Source organism: Blautia sp. HCP3S3_C12 (assembly GCF_052064155.1).
Lineage (GTDB): Bacteria > Bacillota > Clostridia > Lachnospirales > Lachnospiraceae > Blautia_A.
Map to the genome: position 1 here is coordinate 35,346 of NZ_JBQHWC010000010.1, position 12,533 is coordinate 47,878.

Genomic DNA, 12,533 nt, shown 5'->3' on the forward strand with positions numbered 1-12,533 from the left:
CCCATCAAAATTCCGGTGTCCGGATTCCAAACATCAATGCTCTAAGTCCAACAGTAAGTGCTCTGTGATCTGCATCTTCACGGTGCTCATAAAGATAAGCCACCGCATACATCACAGCAATCTTACTCACAGACTGCTTTTCAAACTCTTCAAGGTCTGTAAACCTTGCCACATCCATACATATCTGCTGGCTCTGAATAATGATGCCTTCAAGCAGTGCATCATCGTCATCGAAATCCACCCGCAGATAATTCTTCATTTCTTCCAACGAAACTACTGCCATTAAGCATCACCTCACACAAAAGGGAGCCGCATTTCACGACTCCCCACAATCACCAGTTACTTAGGATGAAGAACCACTCTTCTGCTGAAGAACCTTGATAGCCTCAGGAAGGATAAGCTTACCATCGACTCTCTGGGTTCCCATGAATCCGACCTGACCATTCGCAGCATAAAGCTCGGACAGCTTCTTGAAGGTTCTGCCCTGACGGTCTGCAATCCAGTAATACTTGAAATCACCGAAGGCGATAGTCTTTGCACCGGCTGCCGCAGTAGGCATGAATGCAGAAGTCTTCACAGGTCTGCCAAGGATCGTGTCCGGAGTACCTGCAACCAGAGAAGGCTGCCATAAATACTGACCGGTAGAATCCTTAAGCTTACGGATCTGCTTCACAGTCGCATCATTCAGTAACCAGACCGCATTCTTACGGTAAGGCGCCTTAAGGCTGTAGAAGAGGTCAATCATCTCATCTGCAGTAATAGCAGTTGCAGAAGCGGCAGTCACACCAACCTCAGCACCACCGGTTGCTGCAAGAATACCAAGCGGCTTGCCCTTGCCATCGCCATTGAAAAAGGACTCTTCCTCTCTTGCACCGATACGTCTTGCAAACTCCTTAGAGATATATGCCTCAAGGTCAAAGACACTGTCAGCAAGAAGCTCCTCGGAAACCTTAATCATGGTACCAAGCTTGTAGGCACCGATAGATACCTGGCTGAATGCATCATCAGATTCCTGATAAGCACCCTCCTCATCTACCCAGCTTGCAGAACCCTTGGATGCCACAACGGGAATCTTACGGTCACCGCTGGAAGTCTTGATCACATGTGCAAGAGTACGGAATACGTTCTCTTCCTCAAGTGCTTCCACAAGTGTTCTCTCGAATTCATCAGGCACTAAGTAGCCACCCTCTGAATCGGTACCTTCCTGAAGTGCATTAAGCACAGAAGGCATAGGAGCCTTAACTCTCATCGCATTCCAGAACGAACCCTTATACTCATCAGAAGCACGTCCTTTCTTTTCAGTTTCATCTTTACCCATCTTTGCACCCGGCTTTCCGGTAAGTGGAGTACTTGTAGCCCTAGAAAGCTCCGCATCAATCGCAGCCTGTCTCTCAAGTCTCTCGATTTCCTTACCTAAATTCATAACATCCTGTTCCATCTTGTCGTAGGTTGCAGTGTCTTCCTCGGAGAGCATACCGTCTGCACCTCTCTTGGCATCAAGAAACTGCTTTGCAGCATCCCATGCCTTTGCTCTTTTTTCTCTAAGTTCTAAAATCTTGCTCATCTTGAAAATCCTCCATTTTCTGTACTAAAAAAGCCTGCTATCAATGCGATAACAAGCTAAGTCTCTTCTCCAGCTGATCTACCGGAGTACGCTTCTCTACTGGTTTCTTAGGTGGAATCAGTTTGGAAAGCATGGAATTCATAACCGCCTGTCTTGAAAACATCACAGGAGCACTCATCTCATCGCTGAGCGCAATTCCCTCACCAGCATCATTAGTTACATCACCCTGTCCATCGCTGAACAGGATCTTATCTGCAAAGCCAAGCTCAACCGCCTTTTTCGCATTGAACCAGCTCTCAGCATCCATCAGCTTTGAAATCTTGTCTCTTGCAAGACCTGTCTTGATCTCATAAGCATTCATAATGGATTCCTTCACTTCATCCAGCATCTTCACCGCCTTCTTCATTTCCTCAGAATCTCCGATTGCGATCGTCGCAGGATTGTGAATCATCATCATTGCGACAGGACTCATTTCCACCGTAGTTCCGGCCATTGCAATCACAGATGCCGCGGAAGCAGCAAGCCCGTCAATCTTAACTGTCACATCGTATGGATAATCCATCAGCATGTTGTAAATCTGAGCCGCAGCAAATACATCACCGCCGGGCGAATTGATCCAGACTGAAATCGGACCTTTACCCATGTTCAGCTCATCCTTGAAAAGCTTTGGAGTAACCTCATCCCCATACCAGGTTTCATCTGAAATTTCTCCATTCAAAAAGAGCGTTCTCGATTCGAGTTCGCCCTCATCCTGGTTCTGTATCCAGTTCCAAAATTTTCTCTTCATTAACTGTATCCTCTCTTTCTCTGCTCAGGTGGCTTATCCCTGCTTTGAGTCTCTTCCGGCTCTGAAGCAGTAGATTCAGATGCACCTGCAGCAAATATTCCTGCATCCGCAAGCTTCGTCATATTTCCATTGATGAGATACAAATCACCACCGGCCTCTTCCGGAATGCGGTCAAGGTTTTCAAGCTCACGGATATCATTAGCTGACATCCAGCCGTTCTGCCTTGCTGTCGCATAACCGTTCATTCGGCTCTGATAATCTCCCCTGAGCAAGCCGTCCACGTTGAACTTAAAGAAATACGTCTTCTTCTCTTCCGGTGTAAGAAGGGCTCTGACCATTGCCTGCTCCCATCTTGCCACCCAGGGATCCAAAGTGTACTTCACAAACTCCAGTGATTGCTGCTCAATATTAGAATAGCTCGACTTCTCCAGGTCACCAACCATGTGCGGTGGCACCCTGAAGATTCGAGCTATCTCATCAATCTGAAATTTTCTGGTTTCCAAAAACTGTGCTTCATTCGGGCTAATGGAAATCGGCGTGTACTTCATTCCCTCTTCCAGAACCGCAACCTTATTGGCATTAGCAGAACCGCCAAAGGTTGACTGCCAGCTCTCACGTACTCTGGAAGGATCCTTAATGGTTCCCGGATGTTCCAACACACCAGATGGAGCTGCACCATTGGCAAAGAACTTTGCTCCATACTCTTCACAGGCAATCGCCATACCAATCGCATTCTTTGCCATTGCTATAGGACTGTAGCCCACAAGACCATCGAAACCTAACCCCGGAATGTGCAGTACATCATGTGGCTGCAATCTTACTGTTGTACCCTTCATGGTATGAGCATCATCTGTATTCATGTAATACTCATAATAAAGCTGACCATTTTCATCACGATTGACTGTCATGCGGTCAGGCATCAGCGGATACAAAGCAATGATTTCACCTCTGGCATTCCTGATTATCTGACTGTACGCATTCCCCCAAAGAAGCAAATGCGTCATCAGAGTCTCACGGAATACAAAGCTTGTCATTTCCGGATTCGGTTCATCATGGAGCAAAAAATAAAGCGGATGATCCACCGCCTTCTCCTTACCACCATCTGCTGTATATCTGTAAAACTGTAATGGAAGTCCAGCCACCGCCTCTGACAATATCCTCACGCAGGAGTACACCGCTGTCATCTGCATCGCCGTTCTTTCATTTACTCTTTTTCCAGAAGTGCTTCCTCCCATGAAGAATGAATATGCACTACCGGAAGTTCTATCTGTAGGAGCATCCCGTCCACGAAATAAGCTACTGAAAAATCCCATAAAGCCTCCTTATCTGAAAATATCGCTCCATGCTCTTACTATCTGTATGAAACCAGTAACTGCCAGCGCAACCACACCAGCAATCACTATTAGAACACCTGCGATAATTCCCTTCATCTTAAAACACCAATAATCCTCTCTCATCGTAAACACTTCCCTGTGGCTCACCCTCATTTCTAAGGCATCTGTCCAGAGCCATAATGGAAGCAACAATTCCATCAATCTTTTCCTTCGACTTAGCCTTGGTCACCTTAATGTTTTCCGCAGCATCAGTTTCGATTACCACATTTCCAGCCATCCACCTAAGAACCGGATGACCTGCATGAATAATCTGCCCTTCCATCATAAGTCTGTAAAATTCCTTGGTTGGTGTACTCATACTTGCAAAGCCCTGTCCAAATGGCACCATCGTAAATCCAGCATCTTCCAGGTTCTGAATCATATGAGTCGCATTCCATCTGTCCACTGCAATTTCAAGGATGTGATACTTCTCACCCAAATCACAGATGAACTTCTCAATGAAATCGTAATGAATAACATTACCATCTGTTGCTAACAGATCACCCTGCTTCTCCCATACATCATAAGGAACTGAATTTGCCTTAACTCTCTGTTGAATGGTTTCCTCTGGCACCCAGAAGTACGGCACCAAAAAATATTTCTCATCCGTATTTCTTGGTGGAAATATAAGAACTAGTGCAGTAATATCTCCTGTACTTGAAAGATCCAAGCCAGCATAGCAATCTCTGCCTTCCAGCAATCTCATATCAATCGGTTCATTACCTTTCATAAAGATTGTATCAGGAATCCATGATGTTGTACTTGATACCCACATATTCATTCTGAGCCACTTAAAAGTAATTTCATCAGCCGGATTCTGCTTTGCCTCACGATATGCATCCCTCAGTCTTTCAATGTCAACGGTATATCCAAGTGACGGATTCACCTTGTACCAATTGGCTTCATCTTCCCAGTCCTCATCATCCTTAAGTCCATAAACCACAGGATAAAAGGTCGGGTCCACACGCCTGCCTTCCAGGATATCAACCGCCTTGGTATGTAACTCAAAAGCAATCGAATGTCTGTCATTTCCAGCAGTAGTGATTATGAAATGAAGAGGATTCTGGCGTGCGTCAGAACTATATTTTGTTAAAACATCGTATAACTGGCGATTCGGCTGTGTATGAATTTCATCGAACACAAGTCCCGAAATCGAAAAGCCATGCTTACTTCCAACCTCAGCTGAAAGCACCTGATAGAAGCCTGCATTTCCATAATTGACGATTCGCTTTGTGGCTGACATCAGCTTACTTCTCTTCATAAGAGCTGGTGACATCTCAACCATCTGACGGGCTACATCAAATACAATGGAAGCCTGCTGCCTATCTGCCGCTGCACCATATACCTCAGCACTTGGTTCATTGTCTGCGTAAAGCAGGTACAGAGCAATTGCGGCGGCAAGTTCTGATTTGCCTACCTTCTTGCAAATCTCAACAAAAGCTGTTCTAAACTGTCTGTTTCCATCAGCTTTAACAATACCGAAAATATCTCGGATCAGTTGCTCCTGCCACGGCAATAGCCAGAACCTTGTACCGGACCATTTGCCCTTAGTGTGGCAAAGATTCTCGATAAAGGTTACCGCCCTGTCTGCCTTCTTCTTATCATAATGAGAAGTCGGAAGCATAAATCTTGTAGGCTGATAATTTTTCAGCTTGGGATAATCTTTAGGCCTTGTTTCTTTTGCCATTAAGAATCACCCCCAAGCAATGCCTCCATCTCATCTTCTGGTTCCTGCCCCTTGCTATTACCAGCAATAATTCTGCTTCGGGAAGATGGCGTAAGACCAAACTCAGATGCCGCCTGCAACATTAACTTCTGATTGGTATTTGCAATACCAACCCAAGGAGTCTGCTGCTGATATCCTTTATCAGTTTCAAAAGTGGATCCACCAGAGGTAATGTGTTCCTGAGCTTCCTTCCATCTTGCATAAGACTGACAATATGCGGCAAATGCTGCCATATCTACTTCTGTAAGAACACCCATCTGATTCATCAATTCAGCCAAGCGTTTCCATTCCTTCTTTGCTTCTGGCATTAACCATTCAGGACAAGCAGGCATTCCCTTTGCCGGAATTGGTTCTTTCGTATTCAGTTTTCTTTTTCCCGGATTGCCTTCCAGCTTCTTAACCGCTGTAGGCTTTGGCTTTCTTCCTGCCATCGGAATCCCTCCTTCTTATCGAATTTTGAGCACAAAAAAAGCACCAGTTTCCTGATGCTCCAATGTTTTCATATGTAATTAATCATTTTGTGTATTATAAAATTTATCGCTTATCAGATGCTTGATGCTTTCTGGGATTGTTTTGTTTTTATCCTCTACAAGTAAAGTATCGTACTTGCTGACACTTGCATCCTTAGAAAAAATGAAATCAACTATTTCACCGTCATTACTTTTCTCAACAGATGTATCTTCCACACGTAAAGACATAGGGAGAAAGAAATCGTTTATCTTATTTCCTTTGTCATCTGTATTTTCTGTAAGTCCTAATGTGAATTCTAAATTAGTAACACTCAGCTTGTATATAATTGTTACAGTCTGCATATCTTTTAGAATACAAACCGTATCATTTGTAAGTTCTGGTAATCTTTTTAAGCATGGCAGTTTCTTTTTTGCATTCGCGTATGGATGCCTTGCATCAAAATAAAACTGGCTATTGGTGAGCTTCGCCTTTTTAGCATTTTTATAAAAATCTTTTGCTGATAGCTTTGTCTCAACTCCTGTCAAATGAAGAAAATGATCCACCGGAAATGATACTTCAAAATATTCATCTCCATACACATACAAAAAAGCTTTACCTGCTAAACTCTGGCTATATACCCCAGCTGAATCTATTATATCTTGTCGTATTGCATTTTTCTTATCCGTCTTTGTTGCCATTTATACCTCTATACGTAAAGAGGAGTGTGATGCGAAACCACACTCCTCAATAATTTCTTAAGAAAAGAGTTTTCTGCTGGTTGTCAGCCTCGGTACCCAGTTAAGATACCCATAACGACGTGGAAATCATTAAGTCCCCCACGTGGACTACAGCTTTATCCAAGCTGCCAGGCTCGATGCCCAGTTAAGACATCTAATGAGATGGAAAATTATCCTGCTCCATCTGCAGCCCAACTTTTTACGATGCTCTTACATCGAGAACATTTCTGCTCTTACCTATATTATACTCAAATCCAAGAAAAAATCAACAAAAATCAGCTGTTACCACATATTTCATTTTCATAGAATTTTTCCTTGTTCATATATAATATCGGATAATGTTTAATTGTCAATACCCCCCATATTCAATTTTGCGACTGCGCACAAAAGACCCACCCGCCGTTCTATAGGAGATAGGTCTGTAGAGATTTGGATACCCCCTACCGGTCATGCCAGCGATCCCCACGCTTCGCATGTATCTGTGAATGACACGACTTGCACAACGCAATCAGATTGCTCCGATCATGTGTGCCACCTTCACTCAAAGGAAGCTTGTGATGGATCTCTTCCACCGGAACCAGAACTCCATGCTCATAACACTTCTCACAGAACGGATGCTCCGCAGCATACTTGTCACGGATTCTTTTCCATGCACGTCCATACCGGCGTTTGGTATTCTTATCTCTGCTGAACTTTTCATAGTCGCTGTTTGCTTTTCTTGCATGCTCTTCACAGTACCGTCCGGTTACTAATGCAGGACAGCCTGGATAAGCACACGGTTTCTTTGGTTTGCTTGGCACTGTTACACCTCCATGCATCATAAAAGCCCTGGAAGTTTTTGGCTTCCAAGGCTCTGCTCTGTCGTACACTTTCGACACTATCATAATAACATATATGCTTATGCCATGTTGGGACAAAGTGTGCCAACCTATTCAGGTACAATAAAATTATTTAATGCAGATGCATGAATACGGTGTACAGTTCTGTAAGAAACATTCAGCTCGTAGGAAATATCTTCCCAGCTCTCATTCTTAAGATAACGATATTTAAGAAGAAGTCTTTCCTCAGGATTATCCATCTTCTCAATTGCTGCATTGATTTCAGAACGAAGATCCACCAGTCTGTTTATCTTCTTATCAATCTTCTGCTCATACTCCCAAATCTTCTCAATTGTCTTAATAAATGGGGCTTCCATATTTCTGTTTGGATTAGATCCAATCTTCTCACCATAACTACATCCCTGAATAGTACCACGCATCTCTCGAAGCTGTTCCAGCTCCTTTACTTCTACCTGTATCTGCTTATCCAAAAGATACGCCTGCTTCAAATACTCTTTCGCTGTCATATGCTACCTCCGATAAAAAATAATTTCCCTCGGATTTACTCTGATTGTCTTATTTCGTCCTGAAGCTTACGGATTAGAAACTCTCCATCAACCGATGTTAATTGTTGATACCACGGGCTTCTAAAAAACTTCTCAATCTGTAAAGCTTCATCTATCGCTGTCTTGCTCTTTGGATTACGTTTTACCCTTTTGAGTGCAGTTCTGTAATCAGAAACCGCACTAAGGATAATAGCGTTAGCAAGTCTTTCATATGGATCTTCTGTCTGGTTCTTACCTGCCATGCGTCACCCTCGCTTTTACAGCTGCAATCAATCTGTTCTGTGTCATATCCTTATTAGCCAAAGCTTTCATTACATCTTCATCGATAGTACCGGCTGTAATAATATGCTGAACCACAACGGTCTCAGCTGACTGTCCCTGCCTCCATAATCTGGCTACTGTCTGCTGATAAAGCTCAAGGCTCCAGGTAAGTCCAAACCAGATAAGCATATTTCCACCAGCCTGAAGGTTAAGACCATGACCAGCAGAAGCAGGATGAATAAGCGCTACTGGAAGCTCGCCTCTATTCCATTTACGGATACTTTTTTCTGAATCAAGCTTTTCAAAAGGAATCTTCCTCTCAGATAGCCTTCTCATAATTCTGGTCAAATCATGCTTGAACCAATAAGCCACCATAACCGGCTTACCATTTGCTGCCTCTATCAAATCCTCCAGTGCATCCAGCTTTTGATCATGGATCTGAATCTCATCTCCATCATCGGAATAGACTGCACCATTTGCCATTTGTAACAGCTTTCCTGAAAGAGCCGCTGCATTTGCTGCTGTAATCTCTCCCTTCTTAAGAGGAATAAACAAATCCTCTTCCATATCGGTGTACATTTTTCCTTCTGCCTCACTCATATAAACAGGATATTCATTGCTGATAAGCTCTGGCATTTTCAAATGGTCAAGTGCCTTCATGGAAATCGTGATGTCTGATATCTTGTTATAAATCTGTTCCTCTGCACCTTTTCTCAATCTGTAGGAATAAACAATCTGACCATTCATCTGATCCGGCACAAAATAATTCACCCTATACTGACTGATAAATCTTCCAAGCCTCTCTCCCATATCCAGACACTTAAATTCAGCAAAAAGATCCATCAAACCATTGGAAGAAGGTGTACCGGTCAAACCGATTACTCTCTTCACCTTTGGTCTTACCTTCATGAAAGCCTTAAATCGTTTACTGTTCCAGTTTTTAAAGGATGAAAGCTCATCCAGAACCACCATATCGAAATCAAAGGGAACTCCACTCTGTTCTACAAGCCATTGCAGATTTTCTCTGTTAATCACATAGATATCTGCGTCTGCTGCCAGTGCCTTCTTTCTATCTGCCGCTGTTCCAAGAACAATCGAATATCTCAGGTGTTTCAAATGCTCCCATTTATGAATCTCGTCGCTCCAGGTATTTCTTGCCACTCTCAGTGGCGCTACCACCAGAACCTTACTTACCTCAAAGCTGTCATACATAAGCTGCTCGATGGCTGTCAACGTAATACTGGTCTTGCCAAGTCCCATTCCAAGTATTACGGCTGCTATCGGATGTTCCAATATATAATTGATTGCATACTGCTGATAATCATGCGGTTTGTATTGCATCTATAATTCCTCCAATCTGTCCCAGGTCATCCAGGACGAATACTTTATATCCAAGAGCACGAAGCTGATCATGTCTGTGAACCTGAAGCTTTCTTGGTTTCTCTCCGGGAGCTTTCACCTCCACAAACCCGATTTTCCCATCAGGTAATAAAACAATTCGGTCGGGCCAGCCTGAAGAACCGGAATTCCATTTCTCACACAAGCCACCTCGCTTCTTTACCTCTCGAACTAATTTCTGTTCCATATATTTCTCACGCATCGCACGCCTCCATCATTCTTAAAAGGTGTGCAGGTCGAGTACCTCGTTCCGTAAAACTCCCTTTAGCAGATTTTTATTAAATTTCTCTATATAGAGACTTTTATGTAGAGAGGTTAACGACCTACACAAAAAGGATTAAAAGTGCATGTCGTGTAGCCATATTCCAGATTACAAATGTGAATACAGCCACAGCGACTTTCACTATCACCCCAGAAAATCCTGACCTTCCTTAAGCTTAAGTCCCACGACCTGCACTCCGGTATTCTTGCGAATACGGTTATAGCCAGCCTTGTCCATTGCAGAATAGAAATCTGTGGTACTGCGGATATATTCGCCGTTTTGCATGCAATGTGCTCGATAAGCCTGATACAGCTCGCCAGATTTTTCTTTATATGACGGATCAATCTCACAGCATTCCTCTAAGAACTGGCCTAGCCAATCATTATCCTCACGGTATGCCTTAATTGCTGCTTCCACTACATCCGGAAGGTCTGTATGGAAATCCTTATCAATAGCCTTCTTAGCACCTTCGATAATCCAACTCATAATGGCAGGACCAGCATGCTCGAAAAGGTAATCTGCATAATTCTTGATGTCGCTCTTACCGGTAATCTTTGCGTTAAATGGAATAACAATCAGCCTGCGCCAGACACCATCATCATTAGCTCCCACCTTCGGAAGATGGTTTGTATAAAGCACCAGCGTATGTGACGGAACAAAGGAAAAGGGATCCTTGTACTTCTTTTCAGCTTGGATTTCATCCGTAGAGCAAAGCTGCTTCACCACAGCCGTATTAAGCCTCATACCCTCTTCCATTTCAGAAGAAATAATGAGCCTTTTTCCTTTAAGCTCAGCCATCTCCGGTTTCACATTTCTCTTACAGTTCATCGTGAGTGCTTCCGCTGAAAGCTTACCTGCATAATTACCAAGGACTCTGAAAATGGTATTCCAGAAAGTACTCTTACCATTGGCACCACCGCCGTATGCAATAATCATATGCTCCTGATACACCTTACCGATTGCAGCCATACCAACTGTCTCCTGCACATAATCGATGAGCTTCTGATCCTTACAAAAGAAAAGATTCAAGGCATCTATCCATATCTGCTTTCCTTCTTCGCCCGGTGAACAGGCTGTAATCTTCGTAATTAAATCCTCAGGATTGTGAGGCTGTTCTCCCGCAAGCCCTTTCCTCAAATCAAAGGTTGCATAAGGTGTATTGATGAGATTTTCATCCTTATCCAGCTCACTGACAGAAATCGCAAGCATCGGTTTTGCAGTATTGGCCGCCGATACAATATACTTATAATCACGTCTCTTCTGAACGAACTTCAGATATGTCTGGGCTCCCATGAGCATATAAACCAGCGGTAACAGTTGACCATCCACTTCCTTAAGAAGCTCCTTAGGTCCAGCTTGGATAGAAGCCTTCGGAACACCGGCATCCTCTAATGCCTTTTCTACTCTGGCAACCTCATCCATAGCATCCTGAAGCTGCAGATCTAAGAATTCCTCAACGGCACCAATCGCCAGCTGCTTATCCTCTCTCCAGCAGTCCCCGTCAAATCTGAGGAAATCTGTTGCACTTGTGTACTTCAGTTCATCACCATACTCACGCACAAGAACCTTTGCCTGACCAATGTCTGAATAATCCTCTGGCTTTAAGGAGGCACCTTCGAAATCTGCATTGTATTCATCAGGCGGTACATATCCGTCCTGCGTAACAATGCTCTTACTGAAAAACTTCACCGCACTGTTCCAAATAGTCTTAAGTTCAAAATCCGGAAGCGGCGGATCACATTTCTTCGCATGCTCCAGAAATGCCTCATGTGCTTTTTCCGTATCTCCATATCGCTTCAAAACACGACCGGCAAATCGACTCATCGTGTTGTTGCGGCTTCCTTCTAAAATAGGACCGGAACTCTTCCCGCCTGACATCTCCAAATCAAGGTCTTCCTCTTCCATATCAGAAATCTCGACTTCCTCATCCACCGTCATCCATCCATCGTGGAAAATCACCTCATCACATTCCGCACCGAATATGAATCTGGCAGCATCCAATGCATTTCCATCAAAGAATGGATAGGCACTTTGAAGCTTCTTCTTCAAATTTCCATACTTGGTCGCATCCGTAATCTCTGTAATAGGAAAATACATGTGATACCTTGGTCTCGCCGACTTACCTTCCTTATCTAAAAGATGGTGGCGGCTCGGTGCCAACAAGTACTCCACATTCGGAAACAGCTCTTCCAGCTTTTCAGCAGTAATCCAGTCAGCCGGTACTTCTGTGTGGTCATTATCGATATCCATAACAATCACATCTGATCTGATGAAATTTTCAATGCTTCGATAATTCCCTTTGAACTCTGTGCAAACATGGTCCTTCTTCACCGCTTCCTGCAGCTGCTCCGGCGTGACTACCGTTACCTTGTTAGGATAGCTACAGTTCCCGGCTTGACCGACGCAGTTTGCTGTACAAATAGTTACCTGCATATTTCAAACCTCGTTTCTATCAAAGTAAGAACTTACAAGTTCTCCTAATTTCCTAAGCGGGTTTGACCTTCACTTTTCCGGTCAGAGTTAAAAATAATTTGCAAAAAATCAGCCAGAGCAGAATCGCTTCCTTTTATAAAGCGAAAAATGCCCTGGCT

13 protein-coding genes are annotated in these 12,533 nt (G+C 43.6%); all 13 read right to left on the reverse strand.

Features of this window, described 5'->3' with window-relative positions; translation table 11 throughout:
* Positions 1-4: 4 nt before the first annotated feature.
* A complete protein-coding gene (locus tag ACTNDS_RS09515) occupies positions 5-283 on the reverse strand; it encodes a head-tail connector protein (RefSeq protein WP_441035290.1) in 279 nt (92 codons plus the stop codon).
* Positions 284-343: 60 nt separating this feature from the next.
* Positions 344-1,564, reverse strand: a complete 1,221-nt coding sequence (locus ACTNDS_RS09520; protein ID WP_441035292.1) for a phage major capsid protein — start codon at positions 1,562-1,564, stop codon at positions 344-346.
* A 40-nt stretch (positions 1,565-1,604) separates the two neighbouring features.
* Entirely contained in the window at positions 1,605-2,351 is a 747-nt protein-coding gene (locus ACTNDS_RS09525) for a head maturation protease, ClpP-related (protein WP_441035294.1), read from the reverse strand.
* Positions 2,351-3,664 carry a phage portal protein gene (locus ACTNDS_RS09530; RefSeq protein WP_441035296.1) on the reverse strand — a complete coding sequence of 438 codons (1,314 nt, stop codon included), beginning with the start codon at positions 3,662-3,664 and terminating at the stop codon, positions 2,351-2,353. The genes ACTNDS_RS09525 and ACTNDS_RS09530 overlap by 1 nt, the downstream gene beginning before the upstream one ends.
* Positions 3,665-3,782: 118 nt before the next feature.
* Entirely contained in the window at positions 3,783-5,411 is a 1,629-nt protein-coding gene (locus tag ACTNDS_RS09535) for a terminase large subunit (protein ID WP_441035298.1), read from the reverse strand.
* Positions 5,411-5,881 carry a phage terminase small subunit P27 family gene (locus ACTNDS_RS09540; protein ID WP_441035300.1) on the reverse strand — a complete coding sequence of 157 codons (471 nt, stop codon included), beginning with the start codon at positions 5,879-5,881 and terminating at the stop codon, positions 5,411-5,413. Before ACTNDS_RS09540 ends, ACTNDS_RS09535 begins: the two co-directional genes overlap by 1 nt.
* Before the next feature lie 78 nt (positions 5,882-5,959).
* Positions 5,960-6,598, reverse strand: coding sequence for a PBECR4 domain-containing protein (locus tag ACTNDS_RS09545; RefSeq protein ID WP_441035302.1), 639 nt, complete (start codon positions 6,596-6,598; stop codon positions 5,960-5,962).
* 479 nt (positions 6,599-7,077) lie between these two features.
* On the reverse strand, positions 7,078-7,437 hold the full coding sequence (locus ACTNDS_RS09550; RefSeq protein WP_441035304.1) for an HNH endonuclease: 360 nt from the start codon (positions 7,435-7,437) through the stop codon (positions 7,078-7,080).
* A gap of 128 nt (positions 7,438-7,565) precedes the next feature.
* Positions 7,566-7,982 carry a DUF1492 domain-containing protein gene (locus ACTNDS_RS09555; protein WP_441035306.1) on the reverse strand — a complete coding sequence of 139 codons (417 nt, stop codon included), beginning with the start codon at positions 7,980-7,982 and terminating at the stop codon, positions 7,566-7,568.
* Between the two features lie 35 nt (positions 7,983-8,017).
* Positions 8,018-8,263: a hypothetical protein gene (locus ACTNDS_RS09560; protein ID WP_441035308.1), complete on the reverse strand. Its 246-nt coding sequence runs from the start codon at positions 8,261-8,263 to the stop codon at positions 8,018-8,020.
* Entirely contained in the window at positions 8,253-9,623 is a 1,371-nt protein-coding gene (locus tag ACTNDS_RS09565; protein WP_441035309.1) for an SNF2-related protein, read from the reverse strand. Before ACTNDS_RS09565 ends, ACTNDS_RS09560 begins: the two co-directional genes overlap by 11 nt.
* Complete coding sequence (locus tag ACTNDS_RS09570; RefSeq protein WP_441035311.1) at positions 9,604-9,882, reverse strand: VRR-NUC domain-containing protein; 279 nt, start codon at positions 9,880-9,882, stop codon at positions 9,604-9,606. The genes ACTNDS_RS09565 and ACTNDS_RS09570 overlap by 20 nt, the downstream gene beginning before the upstream one ends.
* 204 nt (positions 9,883-10,086) lie before the next feature.
* Entirely contained in the window at positions 10,087-12,375 is a 2,289-nt protein-coding gene (locus tag ACTNDS_RS09575) for a phage/plasmid primase, P4 family (RefSeq protein ID WP_441035312.1), read from the reverse strand.
* Positions 12,376-12,533 lie beyond the last annotated feature (158 nt).

Coding starts and splice junctions, on each gene's coding strand:
- ACTNDS_RS09560 (WP_441035308.1), bottom strand. CDS start 8,263: ATGGCAGGTAAGAACCAGACAGAAGATCCATATGAAAGACTTGCTAAC.
- ACTNDS_RS09540 (WP_441035300.1), bottom strand. CDS start 5,881: ATGGCAGGAAGAAAGCCAAAGCCTACAGCGGTTAAGAAGCTGGAAGGC.
- ACTNDS_RS09545 (WP_441035302.1), bottom strand. CDS start 6,598: ATGGCAACAAAGACGGATAAGAAAAATGCAATACGACAAGATATAATA.
- ACTNDS_RS09525 (WP_441035294.1), bottom strand. CDS start 2,351: ATGAAGAGAAAATTTTGGAACTGGATACAGAACCAGGATGAGGGCGAA.
- ACTNDS_RS09530 (WP_441035296.1), bottom strand. CDS start 3,664: ATGGGATTTTTCAGTAGCTTATTTCGTGGACGGGATGCTCCTACAGAT.
- ACTNDS_RS09570 (WP_441035311.1), bottom strand. CDS start 9,882: ATGCGTGAGAAATATATGGAACAGAAATTAGTTCGAGAGGTAAAGAAG.
- ACTNDS_RS09565 (WP_441035309.1), bottom strand. CDS start 9,623: ATGCAATACAAACCGCATGATTATCAGCAGTATGCAATCAATTATATA.
- ACTNDS_RS09555 (WP_441035306.1), bottom strand. CDS start 7,982: ATGACAGCGAAAGAGTATTTGAAGCAGGCGTATCTTTTGGATAAGCAG.
- ACTNDS_RS09515 (WP_441035290.1), bottom strand. CDS start 283: ATGGCAGTAGTTTCGTTGGAAGAAATGAAGAATTATCTGCGGGTGGAT.
- ACTNDS_RS09575 (WP_441035312.1), bottom strand. CDS start 12,375: ATGCAGGTAACTATTTGTACAGCAAACTGCGTCGGTCAAGCCGGGAAC.
- ACTNDS_RS09520 (WP_441035292.1), bottom strand. CDS start 1,564: ATGAGCAAGATTTTAGAACTTAGAGAAAAAAGAGCAAAGGCATGGGAT.
- ACTNDS_RS09535 (WP_441035298.1), bottom strand. CDS start 5,411: ATGGCAAAAGAAACAAGGCCTAAAGATTATCCCAAGCTGAAAAATTAT.